The following is a 22,149-nucleotide window of genomic DNA, read 5'->3' as shown; positions in this document are numbered from 1 at the left end:
GATGGTGCTTCGTTTCCACCAGTATGGATCTACAATCAGATTAGGAAAAGCGAACTTTTCCGAACGATATTCGTTAGTGTTAACGATCATTTTTGGAGGGTCCATGCTGGACGTCCGGCGGCTCCGATTGCTGCATGAACTGAAGATCCGCGGGACCCTCGCCGAGGTGGCGGACGCGATGAAGTACAGCCCGTCGTCGGTGTCCCAGCAGCTGACTTTGCTGGAGAAGGAAGCCGGCGTTGAGCTGTTGCGCAAGTCCGGCCGCCGGGTCCAGCTCACGCCGCAGGCGGAGATCCTCGTGGAGCACGCGGCATCCCTGCTGGCCACCCTGGAGGCGGCCGAGACGGACCTCGCCGCATCGCTCTCCTCCGTCACCGGGACCGTTCGCCTGGCGGTGTTCCAGTCCGCCGCACTGGCCCTCATGCCGGACTTCCTGACGTCAATGCGCGCCGAGTACCCGGAAGTACGCGTCGAAATGACCCAGCGCGAACCCGAAACCGCGCTCTACGAAACCTGGGCGCGGGACTTCGACATTGTGGTGGCCGAGCAGTACCCGGGCCATGCCGCGCCGCACCATCCGGGCCTTGACCGCGCCACCCTGACCAGTGACGCCATCCGGCTGGCCACTCCCCCTCTTGGTTTGGGCGGTGAGAGGATTACCTCGCTGGCGGATACTGCGGAGATGCCGTGGGTGATGGAACCTCATGGGGCGGCGTCCCGGCACTGGGCCGAGCAAGCCTGCCGTTCCGCAGGCTTCGAACCCGATGTCCGCTACGAAACCGCGGACCTCCAGGCACAGATCCGGCTGATCGAGTCCGGCAACGCCGTCGCGCTCATGCCGGACCTCGTCTGGACTGGACGCGAGAAGTCGGTGCAGCTGCTGGAGCTTCCCGAACTGCCCCACCGCACCATCTTCACCTCCACGCGCAAGGCGGGCCGCATCCACCCGGCCATCCTCGCCTGCCGCGAAGTCCTGGAGCGCGTGGCGGCCACGCGGAGCTGAGTGCGGTGCAAGGGAGCCCCAGCCTTCCTGACCTTCTTTGGCCACCATGAAGGCGTCCTGGCCGCGTGTCGCCGGCACGTCGCACGGCACCCCGGCCAAAGAGGGTCAGGACGGACACGTCAGCGGTGCGGTACGGCCGGATCGGCGGCGGTTCTACAGGAACGCAAAAGGCCCCGGCCCTTCAAACGAAGGACCGGGGCCAAAACGCGGAGAATGGGGGATTTGAACCCCCGAGGGCGTTAACCCAACACGCGTTCCAGGCGTGCGCCATAGGCCGCTAGGCGAATTCTCCAATGCTTTTGAATCAAAAGCAGGTCCTACTGTACCGGAGTTTTCCGGCATCTCCCAATCGGGGCATCCGCACGGCTCCTGCGGCGTCACTTCGGGGCCTCGCCGGGTACGTCGTGCCTTAACGAAAAAATGGACGCCCCCAATGCGCCCATTCCTGCGGTACACCGTTGAGACGCCGGGTCCGGTCTCCCCAACAGGCCCTACGCCTCACAACCTTGAGATTGCCCCAATCGGTGTACATACCAATGTTCGGCGAAGACCCTTTGGTTTGGCAATGGAAATTAGAAACCATCCTTTGACCTGTTTTCCCGCGTGTTTCCGCGACCACTGGCAGGATGGTGGGATGAGCCAACTCCACGCCCTGGTGGTCTACGTTCCGCTGCAGCACAGCGAGGGGCTGTTGGCCGCCATCGGAGACGCCGGCGCGGGCCGGATCGGCGACTACGGCCACTGCGCGTTCACCACCCCGGGCACCGGCCGTTTCACTCCCCTGGCAGGGGCTGAACCCTTCATCGGCTCCCTCAACGAGCCCGAGCAGGTGCCCGAACTCCGGATCGAGTGCGTGGTGGAGGAGGAACTGCTCGACGGCGTCGTGCGGGCTTTGCGCGCGGCGCACCCGTATGAGGAGCCCGCGTTCATGACCTGGCCCGTGGAGGGATGGCGGTAGTCCGGTGTGGGGCAGCAGGTCCGGCTCGGAGCCGCGATGTTGTACCCGACTCAAGATTCCTTGTAGCTGGAGATCCTTGTGGCTGGATCAGACTCAGAACGGTGGCGGGTCAATTGTGTTGTCCGGCGCGCGGGCACGACCGTGGGCCGCTCCTAAGCCGTCGGGGGCAATTGAAATGTGGGTCGCGGGAAGGGGCGCTCCTAAGCCGTCGGGGGCAATTGAAATGTGGGTCGCGGGAAGGGGCGGACTGTCTTTGTAGGTCCTGCCGGTGGGGCTGGTCCATTCGAGGTTTCCGGCGCCGGTTTGCCGGATCTTCCATCGTGAGTGGTGCTTGAGCGTGTGATGGCGCCGGCAGAGTCCGGCGAGGTTGCCGGCGTCGGTCGTTCCGCCTTGGGCGGCGTCGTGGGTATGGTCCAGGTCGAGATCGCGGGCCGGGATGCCGCAGCCGGGGAAGCGGCACCGGGTGTCGCGGGCGGTGAGGAGGCGTTTGAGGTCTTCGCCGGGCCGGACCGGTCCACGGCCAACACGGCCCCGGTGATGGGGTCGGTCAGGACCCTGTTCCACGCGGCGGCCTGCCCGGCAAGGATCCTGGCGGTGCCGGGGTCGATGGGGTGGCGCCCGTCCAGCTCGGCCGGGACCTGGCCTGCGGTGTTCACCCCGGCGACCGTGCCAACCCGGGCTGGGGCCGGGTTGCCTGCGTCTCCGGTGGCGTCGCGGTCAATCAGGGTCAGCACCGGCACGGTGACGTCCACCCGGGCGGTGATCGCGGCCAGGAGCCCGTCCGCGGTGTCGTGCCCGGCGGGAGCACCGCACAACAGCAGTTCGGACAGGAAGTCGGCACGAAGCTGATCGGTGCTGCGCTGGTCGGTGGTGCAGGCAGGCCCGGTGGTGCAGGCAGGCCCGGTGCTGCGTTGGTCGGTGCTGCGCTGATCGGTGCTGCGCTGATCGGTGCTGCAGGCGGGCCCGGTGGTCGGGCCCGGTTCCGTTGCGTGGTCCCGCGCCAGGCCGGCGTGTGCCCGGGCCATCCGGGTGAGGCGGTCGTGGATGCCGTAGGCCACGGCCGCGGGGAGGGTGGCGGCGAGTTCGGCCATCCCGTCGGGCAGGGGCGTGACGCGGACGCATCTCTGCGCGCCGGCCCGTTCGTGCCGGGCGGCCAGGGGCTCGGGCTGCGCCTTCTCGGCCTCCCGGACCGCCAGGCGCCATACCCGCCCCGGTGCCTGGTGTTCGGCGCACGCCACCACCACGGCCTCATACCGGGCCAACACCGCTGGGTCGTCCAGCACGGCTCCGGCGTCCTGGATCACCCGGGCGTGGGCCAGGCTGATCCGGCCCCGCGCCAGGGCCTGAAACGTCGCAGGGAAACGGTCCAGCACCTCCACGGCCTGGCCCATCTGCCGCTGCACGGTCCGGTCGTTAGCGCGGGTCGCAGTGGCGATCTCAGCGGCCACCGCACGCCGGGCCAGCTCCGCACCGTCCCACCGCAGGCCCCTGAACGCGCCCGGCCCCGCGCCGCCGTCGTTCTTGCCGCCGTCGTGCTTGCCGCCGTCCCGCGTGTCCTCCTCTGCCAGCACGTCCGCGACCCGGGACGCAATGGCGAGGGTGTATTCCCGCAAGGCCTGCAAGCCCGCGATCGCCGACTCCACAGACTGCAACGTCGAGACCAAACCGTCCAGCACCACCAGCAGATCAGACCCCGCGGACCGCGGCGCCATTACCTCCAAACTGCTGGTGATCTCCATCAACCCATCACATCACCGGGCACCGACTTTATAAGGTGCCAAGCCAGCCACCCCGTAGACTCCTTCCGCTTGCCCCAAGAAGGCTGGCAAACTGCCGGGCTTGGTTTTCCCTGCAATGGGCCCAATGATGACCTGCCCCTGTGCCTGGGCGGCCGCGTGCTCGAAGAGACGGGGCTGGTCATCGAAACAGTCCACGGGCCCGCGGGAAACCTCGGAGTTCCTAGCGGGCCGTTCCAAGACCAGTGGTGGACAGGTGGAGGATGCGGACTCCCGGACCAAGATGGTCACCGCGACCTCCGGAATCGGCGTGGCCACGTCCTTCGGCATCGCGCCGGAGACGGTCTCAGCGCTGCGGTTTCCAGTGCCCGGCTGCTGTAGTTTCCAGTGCCCGACGGCGGATTCGAGTGCCGCTGAAAGTTCGGGTAAGCTTGTCGTCGGCCCCTCATGTGGCGTCATCCTGTTGAACTCCCCCAGGACCGGAAGGTAGCAAGGGTAGATGGGCTCTGGCGGGTGCATGAGGGGTCACTTACTTTAAATGTCAGTCCCTACCGCTAGGTTTCCCCTGTGACTGTTACAACTGCCCTCTACCGTAGGTATCGCCCGGATTCGTTCGCGGACGTTATCGGGCAGGAACATGTCACCGAGCCGCTCATGACGGCGCTGCGCAAGAACCGCGTCAACCACGCCTACCTCTTCTCCGGCCCGCGCGGCTGCGGCAAAACCACGTCCGCCCGGATCCTCGCCCGCTGCCTCAACTGCGCCGAAGGCCCCACCGACACCCCTTGCGGCAAGTGCAACAGCTGCATCGAGCTCGCCCGCGGCGGTTCCGGTTCCCTTGACGTCATCGAGATCGACGCCGCCAGCCACGGCGGTGTGGACGACGCCCGCGACCTCCGCGAGCGCGCCACCTTCGCGCCGGTGCGCGACCGTTACAAGATCTTCATCATCGACGAAGCCCACATGGTCACCTCGGCCGGCTTCAACGCGCTCCTGAAAATCGTCGAGGAGCCGCCGGAACACATCAAGTTCATCTTCGCCACCACGGAGCCGGACAAGGTCATCGGCACCATCCGGTCCCGTACGCACCACTACCCCTTCAGGTTGGTGCCGCCGGAACCGCTCATGGCCTACCTAGAGCAGCTTTGCGCCGCGGAGAACGTGCCGGTAGCGCCTGGTGTGCTATCGCTCGTGATCCGGGCCGGCGGCGGCTCCGTCCGTGACTCACTTTCGGTGCTGGACCAGCTCATGGCCGGAGCCGGCAACACCGGACTGGACTACGAGCTCGCCGTCGCGCTCCTCGGGTATACGCACGCTTCGCTGCTGGACGACGTCGTCGAGGCCATTGCCGCCGGCGACTCCGCCACCGTCTTCCGCGCGGTGGACCGGGTCATCCATGCCGGGCACGATCCCCGCCGCTTCGTCGAGGACCTCCTCGAACGCTTCCGTGACCTCATCATCGTCCAGGCCATGCCGGAAAGCGCCCGCGCCATCCTGCGCGGCATGCCGGACGACCAGATCGCCCGCATGCAGGGCCAGGCCAAGGCTCTCGGGGCCGCCGAGCTGTCCCGGGCGGCGGACGTCACCAACACCGCCCTCACCGAGATGACCGGCGCCACCTCTCCGCGCCTGCACCTCGAGTTGCTGTGCGCACGGATCCTGCTGCCCGGCGCCGAGCAGACAGAGCGCGGAATCGCGGCCCGGATCGACCGCGTGGAGCGGCGCCTCAGCTACGGCGGAGCACTGCCCGCGGGAGAGACTGCTCCTGCGCAGTCTGCGCCGTCGATTCCGGCCGATCAGGGCCCGACGCCGGAACCCGCCCGGGTGCCCGCAGCAGCGGCCGCTCCGCCCGCCCCAGTGGAACCCGCCCCGGTGGAACCCGCCCCTGCGGCCGAAACCAAGCCGGCGGAGCCAGTTCCGGCCAGGAGCCAGAACTCCGCGCCCCGGGTCACTACCAACGACTGGCCGGTCGAGGACAGGCCGCAGGCGCCCGCCGACGCATCCGCGCCCGCCGCCGCTTCTGCAACACCTGCGACGCCCCCGGCTCCTGTACCAGGCGCGGCTCCGGCAGCTGCGCCGCTTGCCCAGCCGTCCGCTGCCCCTGCCGCCAGCACTTCGGCCGCCCGTACCTCTACCGCCAATGCCCCCGCCGCCAGTACCCCCGCCGGAGGCGCCGACGTCGAAGTGGTCCGCCGTGCCTGGCAGGACATCCTGCAGACGCTGAGCAAGATCAAACGAAGCAGCTGGGCCCTGGTTGGCGCCAACGCGCAGGTGGCACGTTTCGATGGCCAGACGCTGGTGCTGGCGTTCACCACGGACGGCCTCGCCACCGCGTTCAGCCGGGCCGACCACGCCGAAAACCTGCGCCAGGCCATCCACAAGACCATTGGCATCGACTGCCAGATCACGGCCACGGCGGGCGCTAACAGTTCAGGGAGCTCTGCGCCAAACCCAAAAGCACCGGCTAGCCCGGAAGCCCCGGCACACGTGCCGGCGGCCGTGGCCGCCACGCCGCCCACTGCTTCCACGGCACCCGCTCCCTCCGAAGTGGACACTGCCTGGGGCCTCGCGCCCGTGGCCGCTCCGTCAGCCGTCGAACCGGCAACGGCGCCGGTTGAAAGCACCGCACAGGCCGAACGCGGTGCACAGGCCGGACGCGGTGCACAGCCCAGCGCCGCCGTGCCTGCCGCCGTGCCTGCCGCGGTGCCGCCGTCCGAGCAGCCGGCATCCGATCAACCGCCATCCGATCAGCCGGCATCCGATCAGCCGGCGTCCGGGGACTACTCTTATTCCGACGACGACTGGGGTCCCCCTCGCGACGAAGACGCCCCGCCGCTGGACGAAGAACCGCCCATGGACTGGGTTCCGCCGTCGGACTCCGGCTGGCAGTCCGCGCCCGCCGCAACCGCTGCACCCGCGCCTGCAGCTGTCGCAGCGCCAACGCCCGTCAGGGTAGGCGCCACAAGCTCTCAAACCGAGCCCGCGGCCGACACCTCAAACGACCCGTGGTCGCGCGCGGTGGAGCAGTCACCGGGCACATGGGTGGTGGGCACCAGCAGCAATGTCGGAACCGTCCCTGCCGGGTCCGCACCGGCAGATCCGGCGCAGGCCCAGGCCGTGCCCACGCCGGCCGGCAGCAGTTCCGGTGCCCCGGCATACGAGCCCGCCGCGGCACAGGCACCAGCACAGCAGGCACCAGCACAGCAGGTTCCCGCGCCCGCCCAGCAGGCTCCGGAACCGGCCGCCGCCCCGGCGGGGAGTTGGGCGACCGTTCCGGCACCCGCGGCCGACGTTTCGGGCAGCGCGCCCAGCAAACAGAGCCTGTACCAGCGGCTTTCGAACAGCCCGGAAGCGCTGGCCGGACGCATCCAGGCCCCGGCCGGCGCGTCAAGGGCAACGGCCACAATGGTCGAGGACATTCCAAGCGCCGATGACGAAACCATCGAGGAATCGGGCGTGTTTGGCCGGGCTGCGGTGGAGCGTATTCTGGGCGGGAGACTCCTGGAAGAGCGTTCCCTGGACGGCACTCCCCTGATGCGCCGCTGACCGCGCCGAGGGAAGCCGCGGACAAGAAGCGCCCCTGACCGAACTCCACTGAACGAAACTCCATTAGACGAACGAGGACATTGTGTACGAGGGTGCAGTTCAAGAGCTGATCGACGAGCTCGGCCGGCTTCCAGGCGTCGGTCCGAAGTCGGCCCAGCGCCTCGCCTTCCATATCCTTGAGGCCGACCCCGAGGACATGAAACGCCTGGTCGCTGCGATCACCACGGTCAAGGAGCGGGTGAAGTTCTGCACCATCTGCGGAAATGTCACTGAGCAGGAAACGTGCAACATCTGCCGTGACCCGCGGCGCGATCCCTCCGTCATCTGCGTCGTCGAGGAATCCAAGGACGTGCTCGCCGTCGAACGGACCCGGTCTTTCCGCGGCAGGTACCACGTGCTGGGCGGAGCCATCAATCCGATCGCCGGCATCGGCCCGGAACAGTTGCGGATCCGCGAACTCCTCACGCGCCTCAACGACGGCGAGGTCCAGGAAATCATCATCGCCACCGACCCCAACCTCGAAGGCGAAGCCACCGCCACCTATCTGGCCCGCATGCTGAAGACCATCGGAATCACGGTGACCCGTCTCGCCTCCGGGCTGCCCGTGGGCGGCGACTTGGAGTACGCCGACGAAGTCACGCTGGGCCGTGCCTTCGAAGGCCGCCGCAACGCCCTGTCCTGAGACTGGCCCGGCAGCCGGGAGGGAACCTCAGCTCCGTGCCCGACGGCGGCCTGCCAGGATACCGGTGCCAGTCACCGCGGCGGCGGCCGCCAGCTGTCCGGCGATTCCGATGGTGGACAAAGGGAACCCGGACTGGGCCGCTTCGCTGGGCACCCCGTTGATGCAGGCGACTTCGTAGGCGGGCCCCTCCGTGGAACGCTGCAGGGAAACCAGGAACCAGCCCAGTTCACCCTCGGTGGGCACCTGCTCCGAGGCAAGTGCCCAGTAGAGCAAGGCCGGATTCCCGGCGGTCAGCCACATGACGCGTTCACTGTGCAGCACGGGTTCGCTCCGCACCAGTTCCCCGATGCATTCGTAGGACAGGTAGCGGCCGATGCGGTCCCGCTCCACGTTGACCGGGATGGAGGTCCGCTCGGTGACCAGCGTTCCCGGCAGCAGGAGGAAGGCCGCGGCGAAGTTCCCGACGGCGAACAAGCCTGTCGACAGCACAGTCAATACGGCCCCGGGAAGCCTGGCCGTGAACCACGCCCGGAATCCCATGCCAAGCAGCGCGAAAACACCCACCTCGAAGACCACAGTCAGCAGCGACAGGAGCTCCAGGCCGGGCGGGGCGGGAATGCTCCCCGCCGGGGATTCCGGCAGCCCTGAGGCGGGGTCCACGGAAAACTCGACCGTTCCCGGAGCCGCCAGGAGGAAGCGGAGCGCCAGGAGCAGAACGACGCCAAGGACCGCCAGGGCAAGGCCTCGCAGCAAGCACGCCAGCAGGCTGACGGGCATGGTCAGCGCCCCGTACCGCCCGCGGGTGAATCCCCACACCGCGCCAAGGATGGTCGCCGCCAGGCAGAGCCCGCCGCCGGCCAGGAGGAACATCGCCACGGGCCCGGAGGTCTCCCAGCTGACAACCCCGAACCACACGAGCAGCAGGTAGGAGGAGGCACCTGCCCCCGCCACGGCGGCCACAAGCACGATCCAGAAGGACACTGCCCGGAACGATGCCATCGCGTCCGCCCAGGCATCACGGACCACGGCGGCCGCAACGGTCCGGAACGGCGTGCGGGGCGGACCGCCGTCGCCGTCGTCCTCCGACGCAGCACCACCCACACCAGGCACCGAACTGCTGGGACCAGCCGCCCGCCCGCCGTCGTCGTACAAGTCCCGGCCGATCGGCTCGTAGCTGGGCTCGTCCTCGGGCGGCTGGCCGGCGACCATGGCGGCTCAGGCGATCCGGGTGCCCCGGGCCAGGCGCCGGGCCGGTGTGTGGAGGGAACGCCAGCCCAGCCAGAGCAGCAGCCCGGCCAAGGCCAGCTGCAGCGACAGGCCAAGCGGCCACAGCGGCGTGGTCTGCTGCAGGTATTGCGGTTGCACCTTCCCGTTGGCGCAGGGGTACGTGCCCTCCGGACCGGCGAGCGCCGCCCGGGCACCTTGGCTGATGTTCTCGATCATGCCGCCGGAATAGTAGTACGGCGAGCCGAGGCGTTCCGGGTACGGGATGGCATCGGCCACCACCACGTAGGGGTTCATCGACAGCAGCCAGGCGACCCGTTCGGTGCGCAACACGTCCTGCTCCACCAGCGGGCCCGCGCACGTGTACTCGGGATAGCCCGGATAGGCGCCGGGCCCGTACTCCATCCCCTTGTACTGCGGCTGGTTGGCTTTGACGGTTCCTTGGGTCAGCTGCACGCCCAGGCCGAACGCGATCAGCGAGCCGACCACCAGCGCGGCCACCGTGAGGTAGGTGACCACGATCGAGAACAGCGGCCTGCCGGCGAGCGCCGAAATGCCGACGCCGATCCCGCAGATCACGGCCACCTCGACCGCCAGCATCAGCAGGGACACCAGCACGTGCGCCGGTGTCAGCCCGCCAAGCAGCACCGCGAAAATCAGGAACGGCGAACTGGCGGCCAGGAAGGCGATCGCCGCCAGCCAGGCGGCGCAGAATTTGCCCCAGAGGATCTGCCCGGGCGTGAGCAGGGTGACCTGCAGGATGGCCAGGGTGCCGCCGGCCCGGTCGCCGTTGACGGCGTTGGCGGACAGCGCCGGTGCCACCAGCAGGGCGAAAAGCAGCACAAAGGCCAGCACCACTTCGAAGATCGCGGACCCCGGCCCGTCTGGCTGGGGCGTGCCGTCCGGAACGGGCATCGAGTTGCGGACCTCCATGGCGGCGTTCCAGCCGGCCCAGGTCAGGGCCGTGACCAAGGCGATCACCGCGAACCAGACGGCCAGCATGATGTACCAGCCGCGCGAACGCAGCCGCTGCTTCATCTCCAGCACCACTACGTCGCGGATCCCGCCGAGATAACCGGCGACGGCGCCCCGCCCGTCAGCGGGGCCGGGAGCCGAAGCTGGCCCCGGGAGAGTCATTTCCGCGCTCATTTCCGCTCCGTTTCCAGGCTCATGTACGTCTCTTCCAAGGCGCCGCCCGCCGGGCCGAAGGACACGACGCCGATCCCCGCGGTGACGAGGTCCCGCAGCAAGGCGGCAGCCCCGGCGTCGTGGCTCAACATCAGCGACACGGACGGACGGCGGCCGCTTCCGGCCTTGAACTCGAGCCCCAGTTCGGTGAGCTTCGCGGCGAGCGCGGCCGGGTCCAGGGCGGTGATCGCGTAGCGCCGGCCTTGCCGTGTGGCTTCTTCAATGGTCTGTTGCTTGACGGTGCGGCCCTGGTTGACGAACACGGCGCCGTCGGCGATTTCATCGAGTTCGCTGAGCACGTGCGAGGACACCACCACGGACTTCCCGGCCGCGGCCAGGTTCCGCAGGAGCGTCCGCAACTCCACCCGGGAGCCGGGATCGAGACCGGCCGCGGGTTCGTCCAGGAGCAGCACGGAGGGGTCGTGGACCAGGGCCCGTGCCAGGCTGAGCCGCTGCTGCTGGCCTTTGGAAAGCACGCGGGCAGGCTGGTCGGCGAGTTCCTCAAGCCGCACCAGGGCCAGCAGTTCGGCCACCCGCGCATCGATCCCGGATGTGGGCAGGCGGTAGAAGCGCGCCATCTGCACCAGGATTTCGCGGGCGGTAAGGGACTCCCACACGCCCAGGGTGTCCGGCATCCAGCCGAGCCGGCGCCGCACGGCCGCGCTGTCCTGCGCCGGGTCGAGTCCGTCCACCGTGATGGCACCGCTGTCCGGCTGGAGCAGCGAGGCGAGCATCAGCAGCAAGGTGGTCTTGCCGGCCCCGTTGGGGCCGATCAGCGCGGTGACCCGCCCGGCCGGGGCCTCGAAGTCCATGTGCTCGACGGCGTGAACGGACCCGAAGCGGCGGGAGACACCCACCGCAGAGACCCCGGAAGCCAATGGCGCCCGGGTGGTCTCAGGAATTTCAGCAACGGACATACTCCACCTCTGTTTCCCCCTACAGAGCTTGAACCTGCGCGGCGGATATGCCCGCAGGCCGCATCGTGCCTTGATCGTACGCCGTGGCGAAAGTCACGCACATCCACCCAGGGGCCGAGATTTGGTCACAATTCCCGGGCCCGGGACACACGGCGATAAACTGGCCGAATAAGCCACGCTGGCATGCCGTAAATGGCCGTGTGGCGTTTCGATTCCCAAGTGATGCAGTGAGGGTGCGCGCATGAGTATGCCCACTACCGAAGTGAAAAGCGACGAACTGGCCGCGCAGCCTGCCAAGACCAAACAGCTGATCGTCCAGAAGTTCGGCGGCTCCTCCGTGGCCGACGCCGAGGGCATCCGGCGTGTTGCCCGCCGCGTGGTCGACGCGCAGAAGGCCGGCAACGAGGTCGTCGTCGTCGTGTCCGCCATGGGCGACACCACCGACGAACTGCTGGACCTCGCCGCCCAGGTCACGGACTCCGCGCCCGCCCGCGAGATGGACATGCTCCTCTCCGCCGGCGAGCGCATTTCCATGGCCCTGCTCGCCATGGCCATCAACAAGTTCGGCGCGTCCGCGCAGTCCTTCACCGGCTCCCAGGCCGGGATGATCACCGACGGCATCCACGGCAAGGCGCGCATCATCGACGTCGACCCGCACCGCATCCGCACCGCCCTGGACAAGCAGCACATCGCCATCGTGGCCGGCTTCCAGGGCATGAGCCGCAGCACCAACGAAATCACCACCCTGGGCCGCGGCGGTTCGGACACCACCGCCGTCGCCTTGGCCGCGGCCCTGGACGCCGATGTCTGCGAGATCTACACCGACGTGGACGGCGTGTTCACCGCGGATCCGCGCGTGGTGGCGTCCGCGCAGAAGATCGACACCATCTCCAGCGAGGAAATGCTGGAACTGGCCGCCTCCGGCGCGAAGATCCTGCACCTGCGCTGCGTGGAGTACGCCCGTCGTTTCGGCGTGCCGCTGCACGTGCGTTCCTCATTCAGCCAGAACGAAGGCACCTGGGTCCTGCCCAGTGCCGATGACAAGATCACCACTCAAGAGGGAGTTGCCTTGGAGCAGCCAATCATCTCCGGCGTGGCCCACGACCGGTCCGAAGCCAAGGTCACCGTTGTGGGCGTCCCGGACATCCCCGGCAAGGCTGCGGCGATCTTCCAGGTCATCGCCGATGCGCACTCGAACATCGACATGATCGTCCAGAACGTGTCCACCCACGGCACCGGCCACACGGACATTTCCTTCACCCTGCCGATCGTGGAAGGCGCCGACGCCCTGGCCGCCCTTCGCGCCGCCCAGGGCGAGATCGGCTTTGAGAGCATCGAATACGACGAGAACGTCGGCAAGCTCTCCCTCATCGGCGCCGGCATGCGTTCGCACCCCGGCGTTTCGGCGACCTTCTTCAAAGCCCTGTCCGATGCCGGCATCAACATCAACATGATCTCCACGTCGGAGATCCGTATCTCGGTGGTCACCAGCGCGGACAAGCTGGACGACGCCGTGCGTGCGATCCATGCAGCGTTTGAGCTCGACGGCGAATCCGAGGCCACCGTTTACGGCGGCACCGGCCGCTGAAACAAGGCTTAACACGGAAAGGACCGGGGCTTGCGCTCCGGTCCTTTTGTTTCGCCTAGCCATAGTCGGTGGTTGTCGGTCCAGGGTCATCACGCACTGCATAGTGCCTGCCCTCGGCATCCGTTTCAACCACGAAATGCGTCAGGTCTTCTTCCGAAGCCTTTTCGAAATCGTCGTGCTTGTGAACAACGGGTGCATCGGTATCGCCCTGGGTAGCAGGTCCGAAAACAGACTGCAGGCGCGCCGTCACATGCATGAAACTGTCCAGCACACGTCCCACAACATCCCACCTCCTTCCCCGCAACGGGGTCCGGCAAGCGTGCCGTTCCCGAGTGGTTCAAGTGAGTCAATGATACGCCCGGCACCCCGGAATGGGGCGGGCGAGGCCCGGTTCACGTGAGGTGCTGGGGATCAGCGCGGGGATCAGCGCAGGGACTTGTCCTCAGGGTTCCTCGGGACCACGTAGCTGCTGCCGTCGGCCCGGTGCTTGGTTTCCCACTGCAGGGTTTCGGCCTGGCGCTGGCGCAGCAGGATCCTGTTGGCCTCGGTCATTTCGTGGTCCAGCGCACTGCTGTGCGCCGGGCCGAACACGACGCGCAGCCGCCCGGTTGCGCGCATGAACCGCTGGGCGAATGATTCCTTGGCCACTACTGCTCCCTCCGTGGGGTTCCTTGTGGCTCCACAGTACACTAATTGTTAGTGCACTAATAATTAGTGCGACGAGATAAGCTGGTGCGGTAAGCACGGCCCGAGCAAGGAGGAACATGTCCACGCCTGCCGAGGACGATCTCCTCCTCGAACGCCAACTCTGCTTTGCCCTCACGGTCGCCTCACGCAGCGTCGTGGGCATCTACAAGCCGGTCCTGGAACGCATGGGCCTGACCCACCCGCAGTACCTGGTGATGCTTGCCCTGTGGGAACGCAGCCCGCGGACGCTCAAGGACATCAGCGACGCCCTCCTGCACGAACCCGCCACCCTCTCGCCCATCCTGCGGCGTCTGGAAGAGGCCGGGCTGCTGACCCGCGAGCGGGTCCCCGGCAACGAGCGCGCCCTCGCGGTGACCCTGACCGAAGCCGGGGCGGCGCTCCGGGAACAGGCGACGGCGGTGCCTGGCACCATCATGGAACGGCTGGGCCTGAGCCGGGAGGAAGTCGCCGAACTCCATGCGGCCATGACCGGATTGATCGCCGCCACGCAACGCCCTGCCCCGGCAACCCTCCCGGGATAAAATGGCGGAAAGCAAGGAGCCCCGCATGCGACCGCGAATCTTCCGCACCGTCCTGGCCCTCGCCGCCGTCGGAGGAGCCGTCGTCGGGCTGGCCGCCTGCTCGCCGGGAACCGGCGGCAACACACCGACCACCTCGGCGCCTTCAAGCACCGCGCCCTCCAGCGCCGCACCGGACGCGAGCCCCACCACGCCAAGCTCCGACGGGCTGCTGCCGGACGAGACCGAGTCCCCCGGCACCAAACCGGTCCCGGCCCCGCCGTCGGCCGTTCCTGCCATCCCTGGCAAGGGCGACGCCGAACTCTCGATCCTCATCACGCCCTCCCCGGGCGCCAGCCCCGCCAGTTACACCCTGGTCTGCCAGGGCGGCGTGCCTACTGCCGAAAGCGTGCATCCGGACGCCGCTGCGGCCTGCGCGGCATTGAAGGCGAACCCGGCTCTGCTGACCCGCACCCCGCGGCCCAAGGACCAGGCCTGCGACACCAAGTACGGCGGCCCGAAGACCGCGCTGGTCACGGGTGCCGTGGACGGCGTCGGTGTCGAATCCTCCTACAAGCTCACGGACGGCTGCGAGATCGCAGCCTGGGACGGCGCCAAGGCGGTGCTCGGTTCCAGTGGCGTTGGCGAGTAAGCTGCGGCTGCTTGCGGAAGAGCAGTGGCTCCCCCTGGAAGCGGCCCACCACGAACGCGTCCGGCGCTACGCAGACCCCTACCTCGAACGCCGTTCCGCCGGCAAGAAGCACCCGGTGGAGGACTTCCTCTTCACGTACTACACCCAGAAACCGGGCCAGCTGCTGCGTTGGCATCCGGGAGAGGGAACAGTGCTGTGCGGCCGGCGGGCCGCCGAACGCGCGGACTGGAAGTACTACACGCTCCTCGACGACGCCGCACTGGCGGCCGTGGGCCTGCCGGCGGGAAGCCCGGCGGTAGCCTTCGACCTCGCCCGCTTTGTGGCAGACCGCGCCGAGGCTCTCCGCTTCGCCGCCATCATCCTGTCCGGGACCTCGGCCCGCCCGGCCCAGTTCGCGTGCTTCGGGCTCCACGAATGGGCCATGGTCTACCGGCAGGACAAGTTCGATCTCCGCCACGAATACCTCACCCTGCGGCTGGGCCCGGAGGGCACGGACGCGGTGGTGGAAGAGAACCGGATCCGCTGTTCGCACTTCGATGCCTTCCGCTTCTACACCCCTGATGCCGTGCCCCTGAACGACATCACGCCCACCCGCGAAAACCAGCGCGTCATGGAACAGCCCGGCTGCCTGCACGCCAACATGGACCTCTACAAGTGGGCGTACAAGCTGGTCCCCGCGTTGCCCAGCGAGTTGGTAATGGACTGCTTCGAACTGTCCTGGCGGATCCGGGCCATGGACATGCAGGCCTCCCCCTACGAGCTCAGCGAGTGGGGCTATCCGGCCATCCGGATCGAAACGCCGGAGGGCAAGAACGAGTACGTCGGGCAGCAACGGGCCTTCGCTGCCGAGGCCCAGGAGCTGCGGGGCCGGCTGCTGGCCGAACTTCAGCCGTTGCTGGAACTGCTCGAGGCCGTTGAACACCCCGGGGAAGGCAAGCCATGAGCCGGTACGACGTCGAACTGACAGTGACCCTGCTGGAGGCACCGGGTGCCGCGGAACAGCAGTTCGTGCTGCTGGCCGCCGACGGTGAAGCTGCCGCCGGATCCACGGTGCCGGACCCGCGGGCGGCCCTTGCCGCCGTCGAGCAGCACGGCGAAGAGATCTTCTTCCCGGTACCCCGGCCGGACCGCCGCTGCACCCAGCAGTACGGCGGCCCGCAGACGGCCACCGTGACCGGCACCTTCCGGGGCCGCCCGGTGGACTGCCGCTTCAGCCGCACGGACGGCTGCGAAATCGCGAAGTGGCGGAACATGGCGCCGCTGCTGGGCGGCGTCGCGGGTTCCACCGGCGCCATCTGAAGCCTCGCGATCCTCACGATCTCAAGGCGCCTGCAGCCGTCAGGGCACGGGGTCGTGCCGGAGGTAGCTGCGCCGGAAGCTGCCGCCGCCCGCCGTCAACGCCCGGAGTTCGAGGGCGTAGCGGAGCAGTTCCTGGTCCGGGACCTCAGCGGTGATTTCGGTATTGCCGTCCCCGGATGACGTTCCCGTCATGCGGCCGCGACGCGCGGAGAGGTCGCTCATCACGGTGCCGACGTAATCGTCGGGCACCCGGATGACCACGGACGAGACAGGCTCGAGGAGCTGGATACGCCCGGCCGCGGCAGCTTCCCGCAAGGCCAGGGCCCCGGCGGCCTGGAACGCCGCGTCGGAGGAGTCCACGCTGTGGGTCTTGCCGCCGTGCAGGGTGACCCGGATGTCCACCACCGGAAAGCCCTCGGCCACGCCCTTCTGCATCTGCGCCCGGACGCCCTTCTCCACGGAGGTGATGAACGGGCCTGGGATCACGCCGCCCACCACCTTGTCCACGAACTCGAAGCCGCCGCCGCGTTCGAGGGGTTCGACGTCGATGTCGCAGATGGCGAACTGGCCGTGCCCGCCGGACTGCTTCACGTACCGCCCGTGGCCGCTGGCCGGAACGGCGAAGGTCTCCCGCAGCGGGGTGATGACGTCCACGGTCTGCAGCTTCACGCCCTGCTCGCGGAGCCGGTCCAGGACGACGTCGGCATGCGCCTGCCCCGTGCACCAAAGCACCAGCTGGTGGGTTTCGGAGTTGCGCTCCACCCGCAGCGCCGGATCCCCGGCGGCCACTTTCGCGAGCCCCTTGGCGAGCGCGTCCTCGTCGCTGCGGGCGGCGGCCTCGACGGCCAGCGGCAGCAACGGTTCGGGCATGTCCCAGACCTTGATCAGCAGCGGATCGTCCTTGGCGGACACGGTGTCCCCCGTTTCGGCGCTGACCACCTTACTGAGCGCGCAGATGTCACCGGCCACGCTGAACGGCACCGCCCTCAGCGCGGCACCCCACGGCGAGTACAGGTGGCTGGCACGTTCGTCGGCGTCGTGGTCCGGGTGGCCGCGCTCGGACAATCCCCTGCCGCCCACATGCACGGCGGTGTCTTCCCGCAGGGTCCCGGAGAAGACACGCACCAGGCACACTTTCCCCAGGAAGGAATCCACGCTGGTCCGCACCACTTCGGCGAGCAGCGGGCCGTGCGGGTCGCAGCCGAGCCGTTTGCGCGGTGTGCCGTCCAGTCCCGTTGTTTCCGGCACCTCGCGTTCCAGGGGCGAGGGAAATGCCCGGTGCAGCAGGTCCAGCAGTTCCGACAGGCCAAGGCCGGTCCCGGCGGACACAGCGAGCACCGGGTAGAAGGAGCCCCGGGCGACGGCGGTTTCAAGGTCCGCCAGCAGGGTTTCGAGCGCGATCTCCTCCCCACCGAGGTAGCGGTCCATGAGGGTCTCGTCCTCGCTTTCGGCAATGACGCCTTCGATCAGCTCCGCCCGGGAACCGTCGACGCCGGCGAGTTCCGCCGGATCCGCAGCCCGCCTGGGCGGCTTACCGCCGTCGTCGCTGGTTCCGGAGACCATTCCGCTCAGCAGGTCAAGCAGCCCGGTGATCTCCCCGCCTTCCCGGAGCGGCACCTGCAGCGGCAGCACCGACTCACCGAACGCCTCCCGGCAGGCCGCGACGGCGGCGTCATAGTCCGCGCGCGGATGGTCCAGGCGGCTGATCGCCACCGCACGCGGCGTCCCCGTCCGCTCACATTCCTGCCAGAGTGCCACGGTGGAGGCGTCGACGCCGTCGACCGCAGAAACGACGAACAGGGCCGAATCCGCGGCACGGAGCCCGGCCCGCAGGTCGCCCGTGAAATCGGCGTAGCCAGGGGTGTCGATCAGGTTCACCTTCACCCCGTCCAGGAGGACCGGCACCACGGACAGGCCCACGGAGCGCTGCTGGTGGACGGCGGCCGGGTCCGAATCGCCCACCGTGGTTCCGTCCACGATCGAACCCATCCGCGAAATCACGCCGGTGGCGGCGAGCAGCGCCTCGACAAGCATGGTCTTGCCCGCGCCGGAGTGCCCTACGAGTGCGATGTTGCGGATCATGCCGGGTTGTTCGACGGCAAGCCCGGCCGCTGCGTCGCTGCGCTCCTTGCCCTGGACGTTTCCTTTGCTCTGTCCGTTTCCACTCTTTACCGACATCGGTGCCTCCTGGAGCTGCCGCCGGGCGTTTACACCGATTCGACACCCAGCGCCCACCCCGCGGCAAGAGGATGTGGCGGACGAGGTGCCTGAGGTTCGCCTAAGGGACCGGGCGCAGGGTCCGTCCAGGACACGGAAAAAGCTGCGGCCGGCGGGTTCTCCGCCGGCCGCAGCCTCTTGTTATTCAGGAAGGGTCGTCAGCCCGCATTGCCCGGGAGTTGGCGATCTTCCTTCTGCAGCTTCTGCTGGGTCGGGGTCCCGTCGCTCGTCTGCTGTTCGGGGGCCACTGCCACCGCGCCGTTGGACGAGATGATCACGGTGACGAAGGTCGGGGAACTGGTCCCCGCGAAGGTCAGCCGGCCGATGTAGGAGCCCGGTTCCAGGCCGGTCCAGCCCAGGGTGAGCTGGCCCTTCTTGCCGTTCTTGAGCTGGATCGGGTTGGGCGTCACCGTGGCGTTGCCTTCATTGCTGCCCAGGATGGCAGCATCGACGCTGGCCTTGGTGGACCGGTTGTCCCTGCTCGCGAACAGGTTGACCAGGATGGTGTACGTCCCGGCCTCCGGGGATTCGATGGAGAGGGACTCACTGGCGCTTCCGGTGGCGGCGCTCAGCAATTCGCCGGAAGGGGTGAACACGTACAGGTCGAAGTCCGCGGTGTCATCGGAGGAGATCACCGAGAACCTGGCCAGCGCCGCGCCCTCGCCGACTTCGGCGTCCACGATCGCGTTGGAGGCGTTGTTCGCGAATGCTGCCGGACCGGGAACCAGTTCAGTGGCCGTTGAGTTCGCCTTGGAGAGGCCGTCCACGGTGACCGCCGTCGGCGAATCGGTGCCGGAGAGGATCCCGATCGCGGCGGAACCGCTCGCCTGGTCCGAGGTGAAGGTGAGGTCCTTGCCGGCGATCACCGACTGCGGTCGGACCGCCACCGGTGACACCACGGACTTGCCGGCGCCTTCCCACTTGAGCGAGCCCATCGCGAACTTCGCCAGGGCGGCGTTCTTGTTCTCGAACGTGACCTTGAAGGACTTCTTCTGGCCGACGGCCGTGAAGTTCAGCACCGAGGGCGTGATCTTCACATCGATGCCCGGGACGCTGGCGCTGGCCTGGTACAGGCCCGGGGTGAGCGCGGTGAGGGTGCGGGTGACCTCGACCTTGCCGGCCAGGTTGCCCAGGGCGAACGACGGAAGGTTCATGTTCCGTGCCGGGGTGCTGCCGAGGCCCGGGATGCCCAGGTCCACGCCGGTGCCCTGGATGAACTTGAGGTAGTCCTCGATCCCGGCGTCGTACACCAGGCCCGGATCCAGCACGCGGGCGGCGTTGATGTGGCCGGCGCCGGTGGCGAAGACGTCCGTGTTCTTGCTGCCGTCGGCCTTGACCACGTCAGAGGCCGTGGTCATCATGGCCGACTTCACGGTGGCCGGGGACCACGTGGGGTTCTTGCCCAGGATCAGGGCACCGAAACCTGCAATATGCGGTGACGCCATCGAAGTGCCGGAGAGGAACCCGAAGGTGTCACCGCCGGTGCCGATCGGCGAGACGCCGGCCAGGACGGCAACGCCCGGGGCGGCGACGTCCGGCTTCAGCAGGTCCGAGTTGCTGGCAGCGAGCGGGCCGCGCGAGGAGAAGCCGGCGATCTGCGGCTGGGCCTCGAGGGGCAGGCCGGTGGTGTCGTGATCGATCAGGGAAACGGTGATGGCGGGGTTCGCCGCCACCTTCTGCTTGATTTCGCCGGTGGCCGGCGGGTTCACGTGGACCGTGGGGACGGAGTGCTTGTCCGTGTCCAGCGAGGAGCTGGCAAGGTTCACCAGGATCATGCCCACGCCGCCGCCGCGCTTGACCTCGGCGCTCTTTGCCACGCGGTCAACCACGCCGCGGTCGCAGACCACTACCTTGCCGGCGATCTTCGCCGGATCCAGCGAACCTGGCGCGCAGATGGCCGCGTTGCCCGTGCCGGAGGCGACGTTGGCGGAAAGGACCACACCGGCGTCGTGCACTTCCGCGTTCATGATGCTGGCACCGCGGTACTTGCTGCCGTCCGAGAATTCCACGGTGCCCTGCAGTTCCTGGGAGAAACTGCTGGCGGCCACGGTGGTCAGCCAGGGCGCGCCGTGGTTGACGGTCCCGGCGGTGGGTCCGGAGTTGCCCGCGGACACGGCAACGAAGATGCCGGCCGAAGCCGCGGAGAGGAACGCCAGGGACACCGGGTCGGTGGTGGTGTCCGTGGAACCGGAGATGGAGTAGTTCAGGACGTCGACGCCGTCGGCTATGGCCTGGTCGATCGCGTCAACGGAGGCCGAACCGTAGCAGCCGCCCGTGTTGGGGTCGTCGTCCTCCCAGCAGACCTTGTAGATAGAGAGCTTGGCGGCCGGGGCCGCGCCGCTGGTGATGCCGAAGCTGCGGCCGTCCACCGTGGCTTCGACATCGGAGTTGCCTGCCGCGGTGCTGGCAGTGTGGGTGCCGTGGCTGTCCACGTCCACCGGGGAGATGCGCTCCTGCGGTGCGCGGTGCTCTGCCGGAACGGTCTCGAGGAAGGCGTCGGCGAAGTAGTGGGTGCTCAGGACCTTGGAGTTGCACGCGGTGCCGTCAAAGTCCTGGCCGGCCTGGCATTCGCCCACGAAGGTGTCGCCGTCGGCCTTCAGCATGGCGATCTTGCCGTCGTCCGTGCGGTACGGGACGCCCACCTGGGGATTGCCGCTGAGCGGCTGCACGGGCTCGCCCGCGAAGAAAGCGCTCGACGGCGTGTAGCCGGTGTCGATGACGCCTACTACCGTGCCCGCGCCGGCCTTGTCCTTGCCGCCGAAGCGGGTCTCCCAGAGTCCGCCGGGTCCGCTCAGCTTCAGGAAGTCGGTGGTGGAGTAATCGGGTGCGCGCTGCGTGTCCGGGGCAACCAAAAGGACCTTGGGGTTCTTTGCGAGGTTGACGGCCTGCTCCGCCGTGAGGGTGGCGCTGAAGCCATTGAGCGCCGAGGTGAAGTCACGCTTGATGCTGACGTTCTCCTGGGCGGCCACTTCGCGCTGCTGCTGCTGCAGGTGGGCCTGGTAGCTCTGGACTTCGCTCCTGCGCACGTCCAGCTTCTTGCCGGCCTTCGGCTTGGTGGCCGCAAAGCCGGGGGTGCCGCCGTCGTAGGTGGCGGCGGGCTTCTCCGCAAGCACCACAATGTAGCGGCCGTCCTTGTACGCCTGCGGATCAAGGTTCTTCTTGATCGTGGCGGCGGTGTTGCTTCCCTGGGCCGGGGCGGCCTGCGCCGGTGCCAGCGCCATGGACGACAGCAACACCGGCACACCCACGGCCAGTGCCGCAGCTCTTCGAAGGCTCCCGCTTCCGACGAAGCTCTTTCCTCTTGATTTCACGAGTGATTGCACCTTTCTACAGGCGATCCGGGCCGTCGTGCCGGGATCAATCAACTGGGAACGCTGCCAACTTGGAATGCTGCCCGGTTGACAGTTCTTGTCAACCGCTCGGAAGCAATCGCTTCATACAGTACAGAGCGATAGCTGAATATGACATAGGGCACAAAATCTGATTTCACGCTTGTCATACGCCGGCTTCAGGAGACGCCGGCTTCAGGGAACCCCGGGCATGGAAAAACGGGCACGCTCCGTGTGGAGCGTGCCCGTTGCGTCGTTGAGGCTGTGTCAGGCGTGCTGGTATGTGAGGCAGTCCGCGGCTTCGGCGCCGGGGCCGACCTTCACGTCGTGCGCCTCGCACATCAGGTGGTTGTTGTGGATGCATTCACTGCGCTGGCAGGCACCGACGTGGGCCAGGACCTTGGGAAGGCCGCCCATCGCCGTGGTGTCGATGAACGTGGCGCAGGATGCATGGTCCGTCGTGCCCCCGATGGTGATCCCAAATGCGGTACAGCCATCATGGTTGAATCCACAGCTGCCAACGCTGCAGGCGGAGACTTCGGCAACATGTTCGGTCATGGTTCCTCCTGGCTCGATACCTAGCTTCAGTTCAGCGGGAATGACCC

Annotated in this window: 18 protein-coding genes, 1 tRNA gene, 1 other RNA gene and 1 pseudogene; 10 read left to right on the top strand and 11 right to left on the bottom strand. The window is 68.0% G+C overall.

The annotated features are described in order from the left end of the window. The first annotated feature begins 103 nt into the window (after positions 1-103). Positions 104-1,003, top strand: coding sequence for a LysR substrate-binding domain-containing protein (locus DWV11_RS13540; protein WP_115789445.1), 900 nt, complete (start codon positions 104-106; stop codon positions 1,001-1,003). 207 nt (positions 1,004-1,210) lie between these two features. Here DWV11_RS13540 and DWV11_RS13535 read toward each other — a convergent pair. Further along, positions 1,211-1,295 (bottom strand) — tRNA-Ser (locus DWV11_RS13535). 342 nt (positions 1,296-1,637) lie between these two features. Between DWV11_RS13535 and DWV11_RS13530 the strand changes: the two genes are divergently transcribed. Continuing rightward, positions 1,638-1,961, top strand: a complete 324-nt coding sequence (locus DWV11_RS13530; protein WP_115789444.1) for a YqfO family protein — start codon at positions 1,638-1,640, stop codon at positions 1,959-1,961. 93 nt (positions 1,962-2,054) lie between these two features. Here the strand turns inward: DWV11_RS13530 and DWV11_RS20565 are convergent, their stop codons facing one another. Both DWV11_RS20565 and DWV11_RS20560 read right to left on the bottom strand, forming a co-directional pair. Continuing rightward, the gene (locus DWV11_RS20565; protein ID WP_342767747.1) at positions 2,055-2,525 is read right to left on the bottom strand and encodes an HNH endonuclease signature motif containing protein; all 471 of its coding nucleotides are present in this window, start codon (positions 2,523-2,525) and stop codon (positions 2,055-2,057) included. A gap of 404 nt (positions 2,526-2,929) precedes the next feature. Beyond that, positions 2,930-3,673 (bottom strand): annotated as a pseudogene (locus DWV11_RS20560) (DUF222 domain-containing protein); the annotation flags it as partial. A gap of 460 nt (positions 3,674-4,133) precedes the next feature. On the opposite strand from DWV11_RS20560, the gene ffs reads away from it, so the two are divergent. The 3 genes from ffs to recR all read left to right on the top strand — a co-directional run bounded on the left by ffs (position 4,134) and on the right by recR (position 7,925). Then, an RNA gene (ffs, locus tag DWV11_RS13515) (signal recognition particle sRNA small type) lies at positions 4,134-4,230 on the top strand. A 34-nt stretch (positions 4,231-4,264) separates the two neighbouring features. Then, complete coding sequence (locus DWV11_RS13510; RefSeq protein ID WP_115789441.1) at positions 4,265-7,243, top strand: DNA polymerase III subunit gamma and tau; 2,979 nt, start codon at positions 4,265-4,267, stop codon at positions 7,241-7,243. An 82-nt stretch (positions 7,244-7,325) separates the two neighbouring features. Beyond that, on the top strand, positions 7,326-7,925 hold the full coding sequence (gene recR / locus DWV11_RS13505) for a recombination mediator RecR (protein WP_115789440.1): 600 nt from the start codon (positions 7,326-7,328) through the stop codon (positions 7,923-7,925). 27 nt (positions 7,926-7,952) lie between these two features. On the opposite strand, the gene DWV11_RS13500 is transcribed toward recR, so the two are convergent. Genes DWV11_RS13500 through DWV11_RS13490 form a run of 3 tightly spaced genes read right to left on the bottom strand, consistent with a single transcriptional unit; the run spans position 7,953 to position 11,254 of the window. Then, positions 7,953-9,134 carry a hypothetical protein gene (locus DWV11_RS13500; RefSeq protein WP_115789439.1) on the bottom strand — a complete coding sequence of 394 codons (1,182 nt, stop codon included), beginning with the start codon at positions 9,132-9,134 and terminating at the stop codon, positions 7,953-7,955. 6 nt (positions 9,135-9,140) lie between these two features. After that, positions 9,141-10,298: an ABC transporter permease gene (locus DWV11_RS13495; RefSeq protein ID WP_210725752.1), complete on the bottom strand. Its 1,158-nt coding sequence runs from the start codon at positions 10,296-10,298 to the stop codon at positions 9,141-9,143. Beyond that, the gene (locus tag DWV11_RS13490; protein ID WP_115789438.1) at positions 10,295-11,254 is read right to left on the bottom strand and encodes an ABC transporter ATP-binding protein; all 960 of its coding nucleotides are present in this window, start codon (positions 11,252-11,254) and stop codon (positions 10,295-10,297) included. Before DWV11_RS13490 ends, DWV11_RS13495 begins: the two co-directional genes overlap by 4 nt. 241 nt (positions 11,255-11,495) lie before the next feature. Here DWV11_RS13490 and DWV11_RS13485 point away from each other — a divergent pair, with 241 nt between their 5' ends. Next, positions 11,496-12,842, top strand: coding sequence for an aspartate kinase (locus DWV11_RS13485; protein ID WP_115789437.1), 1,347 nt, complete (start codon positions 11,496-11,498; stop codon positions 12,840-12,842). 55 nt (positions 12,843-12,897) lie between these two features. On the opposite strand, the gene DWV11_RS13480 is transcribed toward DWV11_RS13485, so the two are convergent. Together DWV11_RS13480 and DWV11_RS13475 are read right to left on the bottom strand one after the other, a co-directional pair. Continuing rightward, positions 12,898-13,098, bottom strand: coding sequence for a hypothetical protein (locus tag DWV11_RS13480; protein ID WP_425452064.1), 201 nt, complete (start codon positions 13,096-13,098; stop codon positions 12,898-12,900). 167 nt (positions 13,099-13,265) lie between these two features. Continuing rightward, positions 13,266-13,490 carry a hypothetical protein gene (locus DWV11_RS13475; protein WP_115789435.1) on the bottom strand — a complete coding sequence of 75 codons (225 nt, stop codon included), beginning with the start codon at positions 13,488-13,490 and terminating at the stop codon, positions 13,266-13,268. A 116-nt stretch (positions 13,491-13,606) separates the two neighbouring features. Here DWV11_RS13475 and DWV11_RS13470 point away from each other — a divergent pair, with 116 nt between their 5' ends. The 4 genes from DWV11_RS13470 to DWV11_RS13455 are packed head-to-tail and all read left to right on the top strand — an operon-like array spanning position 13,607 to position 15,998. Beyond that, the gene (locus DWV11_RS13470; protein WP_115789434.1) at positions 13,607-14,071 is read left to right on the top strand and encodes a MarR family winged helix-turn-helix transcriptional regulator; all 465 of its coding nucleotides are present in this window, start codon (positions 13,607-13,609) and stop codon (positions 14,069-14,071) included. A gap of 25 nt (positions 14,072-14,096) precedes the next feature. Then, positions 14,097-14,699 carry an SSI family serine proteinase inhibitor gene (locus DWV11_RS13465; protein ID WP_115789591.1) on the top strand — a complete coding sequence of 201 codons (603 nt, stop codon included), beginning with the start codon at positions 14,097-14,099 and terminating at the stop codon, positions 14,697-14,699. Continuing rightward, entirely contained in the window at positions 14,683-15,642 is a 960-nt protein-coding gene (locus DWV11_RS13460; protein ID WP_115789433.1) for a 3-methyladenine DNA glycosylase, read from the top strand. Before DWV11_RS13465 ends, DWV11_RS13460 begins: the two co-directional genes overlap by 17 nt. Beyond that, positions 15,639-15,998, top strand: coding sequence for a subtilase-type protease inhibitor (locus DWV11_RS13455; RefSeq protein WP_115789432.1), 360 nt, complete (start codon positions 15,639-15,641; stop codon positions 15,996-15,998). The genes DWV11_RS13460 and DWV11_RS13455 overlap by 4 nt, the downstream gene beginning before the upstream one ends. Positions 15,999-16,037: 39 nt before the next feature. On the opposite strand, the gene DWV11_RS13450 is transcribed toward DWV11_RS13455, so the two are convergent. From DWV11_RS13450 to DWV11_RS13440, 3 genes are all read right to left on the bottom strand, one after another. Further along, positions 16,038-18,176 carry an elongation factor G-like protein EF-G2 gene (locus DWV11_RS13450; RefSeq protein ID WP_115789431.1) on the bottom strand — a complete coding sequence of 713 codons (2,139 nt, stop codon included), beginning with the start codon at positions 18,174-18,176 and terminating at the stop codon, positions 16,038-16,040. Between the two features lie 197 nt (positions 18,177-18,373). Beyond that, positions 18,374-21,526, bottom strand: coding sequence for a S8 family serine peptidase (locus DWV11_RS13445; protein ID WP_425452062.1), 3,153 nt, complete (start codon positions 21,524-21,526; stop codon positions 18,374-18,376). A gap of 285 nt (positions 21,527-21,811) precedes the next feature. Beyond that, the gene (locus DWV11_RS13440) at positions 21,812-22,102 is read right to left on the bottom strand and encodes a DUF1540 domain-containing protein (protein WP_115789430.1); all 291 of its coding nucleotides are present in this window, start codon (positions 22,100-22,102) and stop codon (positions 21,812-21,814) included. Positions 22,103-22,149 lie beyond the last annotated feature (47 nt).

Source organism: Arthrobacter silvisoli, from assembly GCF_003369445.1.
In the GTDB taxonomy this organism is placed as follows: Bacteria; Actinomycetota; Actinomycetes; order Actinomycetales; family Micrococcaceae; genus Arthrobacter; species Arthrobacter silvisoli.
Note: the sequence above shows the minus strand (reverse complement) of the source record. Positions and strands in the feature narration are given on the sequence as shown.